Source organism: Ferrovibrio sp., from assembly GCF_041906005.1.
GTDB lineage: Bacteria > Pseudomonadota > Alphaproteobacteria > Ferrovibrionales > Ferrovibrionaceae > Ferrovibrio.
Window position 1 is genome coordinate 1 of the sequence record NZ_JAYRJY010000015.1, and the last position, 2,129, is coordinate 2,129.

Here is a 2,129-nt window from a genome sequence, read left to right on the forward strand (position 1 = left end):
CGGATTGCTCAGCAGGCCCACCATCACCGAGCCCGCGCCATGACCCGGTTCCTGCATGCCGCCCAGCAAGGTGACCTTCACCGTCGGCAACAGGAAGTCGCGCGGCCTTGTCTGATCCGGCGGCATGCCGTCATGCAGCATGTGCGACAAGGCAGAATCATCCGGATGCCGCTCCAGCCGCTCGAAAATCGCTTCGGCCTTCGCGCTGATTTCGGCGCTCACCGCATCGCCGATGGCCTGGCGCGCCGGGTCGTTCTCGAAATTGATGGCGCCCTGCGCCAGGCCATAGAACCAGCGGCGCAAGGTCGCCATGTCCACATCGGAAAAACCGAAGGAGCGCGCGAGGCTCAGCGTCGAGATGGGCTCGAAATACTCGGCCATCAAATCACCCCTGCCTTTGGCCAGAAGGGGCGCCAGGTATTCTTCGGCAATCGGCCGAACCAATCCGTCGATATAGGCGGCGACGGGTTTGGGCTTGTATTTCGGGTCAATGCCCGCGCGCAATTCTTTATGCACCGGGCCGTCAGTCGTTAGAATGGTGGGCTTGCCGAAGGTGCGTTCGACCGGCGAACTGCCGACATGGGCCGTGAACAGGTCCGGCGATTTGGCGACCGTCTCGACATCCGCCCAGCGTGCCACCAGCCAGATATTGACGGCCGGCACGAAGCAGACCGGTGCCTCCCGCCGCATATAGGCAAAGAAAGGGTAGGGGTCCGACTCCAACTCCTGGACAGTGATCCGGTCGGCCAAGGACATCCTGCGTCTCCGCCGCGCTAAAGAAGAAGGGGCGGAACAGCCGATGGCCGCTCCGCCCCCGGTCGAGGGTCGGCTATTTGTCCTGATGGGCGCCGAGCTGCGCGAAGCGGGCGCTGCCGGATTGCTTCATCTGGAAAGCCACGATGGCGCCGAGGATGCCGGCGATCGGCACCAGGATCGGCAGGCCGATGGCCAATGCCGGCGAGGCGCCCGTGAGCACGTCGAAATGCGTGACCACCTGATAGGCGATGACGGCGAGCGCCGCACCGGCCAGCAGGGGCATCAGCATCGTCTTGAAACCGGAACCTTCAAGTTGCGGCTGGCGGCGGAAGAAGACAATCACCGCGAACGAGACGATGCCCATCAAGGTGATGACGCTGAGTGTCGCAAGATTGGTGAGCCAGGCAAAGAGACCCAGCACCGGATCCTGAGCCGTCACGATGAAGATGGCGAGGATGACGACACCCAGCACGGTCTGCAGGACCGAGCCGATATGCGGGCTCTGATGCTCGTTATGGGTCCTGCCCAAATGCGCCGGCAGCAGGCCTTCGCGGCCCAGCACGTAGAAGTAACGCGCGGCAGCGTTGTGGAAGGCAAGGAGTGCCGCGAACACGCTGGAAATCAGCAGCAGGCTGATGACCGTGGTGAGCCACGACCCCACATATTGGTCGGACAGGACGAAGATGAAGGTGGTCGGGTCGGCGAGGCCGCCCAGCGTTTCCATCAGCTTGCTCGACCCCGTGCCGATCACCATGCACCAGGTGGTGAAGGCATAGAAGATGCCGATGACGAGCACCGACAGATAGGTCGCCCGCGGCACGGTGCGTTCCGGATCGCGCGCTTCCTCGCTGTAGATCGTGGTCGCTTCGAAGCCCATGAAGGCCGCAAAGCAGAGCAGCATGCCGATGATCGGCTCGCCGGTCATGAAGGCCGCCGGCGTGAAGCTGACGGTCGAGATGCCTTCCGGCCCCCCATTCCCCAGAATGGCAAGGTCGAGCAGCACGACGATCAGATATTCGGCGGCGACGAGGATGGCGAGGATCTTGGCGGAAAGATCGATCTTCAGATAGCCGAAGATGCCGACCAGCGCCCAGGCCGCCAGCGCCCACACCCACCAGGGCTGGTCGATGGCGCCGCCGGACATGCCGGCGACCGTGCCGGCCGCGACCGCACCGAACAGGCCGTAAAGCCCCACCTGCATGGCGTTATAGGCCAGCACCGCGATATAGGCGGCGGCACCGCCCATGACACCGCCCAGGCCCCGCGCCGTGAAGGCGTAGAAAGAGCCGGCATTCGAAATGTGCCGCGCCATGGTGGTGTAGCCGACCGAGAAAATCAGCAGGATCGCCATGACGATAAGCACGGCCAGGGGG

The 2,129-nt window shown here is 63.8% G+C and carries 1 protein-coding gene and 1 pseudogene; both read right to left on the minus strand.

Annotation, left to right across the window (positions count from 1 at the left end; all coding sequences use genetic code 11):
* Positions 1-756 (minus strand): annotated as a pseudogene (locus ACE3OO_RS20170) (cytochrome P450); the annotation flags it as partial.
* A 73-nt stretch (positions 757-829) separates the two neighbouring features.
* The coding region (locus ACE3OO_RS20175) for an APC family permease (RefSeq protein ID WP_374305896.1) at positions 830-2,129 on the minus strand (1,300 nt) is incomplete at its 5' end.